The organism is Microvirga tunisiensis (assembly GCF_009296175.1).
GTDB lineage: Bacteria > Pseudomonadota > Alphaproteobacteria > Rhizobiales > Beijerinckiaceae > Microvirga > Microvirga tunisiensis.
Genome location: NZ_VOSK01000583.1, coordinates 1 through 2,582 on the forward strand (window position 1 = coordinate 1; position 2,582 = coordinate 2,582).

A 2,582-nucleotide genomic window follows, 5' to 3' on the forward strand; every position below is an offset into this window, starting at 1 on the left:
GACTGGGTCGCCGATCAAGCCCTTCTTGTGAAGCCGATCCGTCGTTGCCCAGTCGAAGCCCTTCCAGGCACAACGCTCGTTATGCAGCGTCAGCCATAACAGCGCCAAAACGGCATCGTCGATCTTGTCCTCATCGATCTCCATGAACCGACGTTACCACGCGCGGCACCCAAAATCCCGCGGCCCCGCTCGGATGGATACGTACGAAGCGACGTATCGCCAGATCCTCACTCAGATCACGCAGGGACCTCTCGTGCACGCCGATGAGACAAAAGCTGGCGTCACCAAAGGTGCTATAAACGGTGGTGGGCACTACATGTGGGTGTTCACGAACCTGACTTCCGTTGCCTACGTACATGCGGAAACCCGTGAAGCCGTGATCTTGGAGGAGGTATTGAAGGGGTTCAGCGGAGTTCTGGTGTCGGATTTCTATGCCGCATACGACTCGGTGCCTTGCGCGCAACAGAAGTGCCTAATCCACCTAATGCGGGACATAAATGAGCAGGTGTGTAAGAATCCGTTCAATGAGGAACTGGCGTCGATCGCGCAGGGATTTGGCGATTTGTTGCGAGAGATCGTCGAAACGATTGACACATATGGCCTGAAGGCGCGGCACCTCAGAAAGCACAAGCGGTCGGCAGCGAGCTTCATAACGCTCGAATGTAAGACAGAAGCCGGATCTGTTTTGAGAAAGAGGATCGAGAAGAATAAGGGCAGGCTGTTCACGTTCCTCGAATACGATAATGTGCCGTGGAATAACAATAACGCGGAGCACGCCGTTCATGCGTATGTGAAGTTGCGAAATGGCCTGATCGCAAGCACTCCGAAAGGAGCGAAAGAATATGCCGTTCTGTTGAGCATCCAGCAAACTCTACAGTATAGAGGGAGAAATTTTTTAGATTTTCTTCGGTCTGGCCACACGGATATTGATGAATAATCGAATATACGCAGAAGGAGCATCCCCGGCATGGCATCAAACGTCCCGCATGTAGACCCTCCTGTTCTAAGGGATGAGGGATCAGGACTAACGCTCGAGCACAGCTTCAGCATTCGCAAGACAGTCGTGATGAAGCTTTGGTTTGTATCGAGGAGTTGCCGCCAGCCTGACAGGGCCTGGAGTGAGAAGGCTGCACGCGCCACCTTGGCAACTGCTGCCCGATCAGTCCTGGAAAGCTGCGCAACACATCAACATCTACACGCCATGACTAGCCCATACCGGGCATAGCTGCCCCCATATGAAGAGACGGAGGAGCTCTATGGACGTTGAGGCCGCGACCCAAGCCTTCGCGAGTGCAGGTCACGATCTACCCAGAGAGGCCATGCAATGGACGCTCGACAACTGGGACGAGGCCGCCCCCGCACTGCTCAGCATACTGGAGCGCTTCGTCAGCGGAGCGGATCGATCGGACGAGGCGGCGAGCGCAGTCTTCTTTATCCTCCACCTTGCGGGCGAGAAGCAGGACACACGCGTGTTCCCGCACTTATGCGATCTTGCGCAGGATAGTGAAGCTATTGAAACGTTGTTGGGCGATAGCATCACGACGACCTTCAAACAAATCCTGATCAGCACCTATGACAGCGATCTCGACACCCTCAAAGGCGTGATTGAGGCGTCGGAGGCGGATGAGTTCGTTCGTGCTGGGGCCTTAGAGGTGCTGGCCTATCTGACGGCGATTGGGCGCATCCCTCGAGACGAGACGGAAGCGTACCTGCTCCGGCTCTATGACACCCTGCAACCGGCGCATGAGAGCTTTGTCTGGACCGGTTGGGTACGGGCCGTAGCACTCCTCGGCCTTGAGGCTTTGTCTGATGTTGTCCGCCAAGCCTTCCGGCGCGGTCTGATCGATCTCATGGTCATGAGCTATGACGATTTTTGCCAGGATCTAGGGCGCACCCTGGCCGATCCCAAGCGCATGGTAGGTTTCCATCACGACAGGATCGAGCCGCTCAAGGATGCAATTGGCGAGCTCTCGAGCTGGTACGCTTTCTCGGATGCGGCCAAGCGGGATCAGGTGCGGCGGGCTACCACGCCTGGAGATGCCCGCCTGTTCCTTGCCGATACGCTCCTTCCTTTTGCCGACCCGTTCAGGGGAGTCGGCCGAAACGATCCCTGTCCATGTGGCAGCGGTAAAAAGTTCAAGAAGTGCTGCCTCCATTGAGGATCTCTCCCGCCTCCTTCCGTGTCTGCTGAAAGAGGGCACCCCACGAGCTGACACAATCGGCGGTTTCTCAGATCTGCAGCACTGGATCGCCCCTTCGTGCTCCGTTTTATTCCTGCTGTCACGCTTGCCACCTGTGCGCTTCCCCTGATAGCGGGCGCATGGGCGGCGGTGGCACAGGCAGCGGCATGGACGAGGCTCCCCCTGAGTACTGGGACCAGCGTAACCAAAGGCGAGGTGAGTAAGAGTAGATCTGCTAGGGTTCTCTCAGTCGCGCGCTGAGGTGATATGCCGAACTAGATCCTTAGCACAGTGATTTTGACGGTTTGACACCGCCAAGCTCGTGCTGCGGACTTCGCATCTGGTACCGAGGCCCCGTCCAATGGGGATCAATCCACTTGCAGATCCCGCACCGCTTCGAAG

Annotated in this window: 3 protein-coding genes; 2 read left to right on the forward strand and 1 reads right to left on the reverse strand. The window is 56.7% G+C overall.

All coding sequences use genetic code 11. The features are described 5' to 3' along the window. Window positions 1-144, reverse strand: a 144-nt coding sequence (locus tag FS320_RS49305; RefSeq protein WP_244626992.1) for a DUF6429 family protein, incomplete at its 3' end; no start/stop codon positions are given. 49 nt (window positions 145-193) lie between these two features. Between FS320_RS49305 and FS320_RS41615 the strand changes: the two genes are divergently transcribed. Further along, window positions 194-937, forward strand: a complete 744-nt coding sequence (locus tag FS320_RS41615) for an IS66 family transposase (RefSeq protein WP_162003596.1) — start codon at window positions 194-196, stop codon at window positions 935-937. A gap of 319 nt (window positions 938-1,256) precedes the next feature. Further along, the gene (locus FS320_RS49310; protein WP_162003597.1) at window positions 1,257-2,159 is read left to right on the forward strand and encodes a DUF1186 domain-containing protein; all 903 of its coding nucleotides are present in this window, start codon (window positions 1,257-1,259) and stop codon (window positions 2,157-2,159) included. Window positions 2,160-2,582 lie beyond the last annotated feature (423 nt).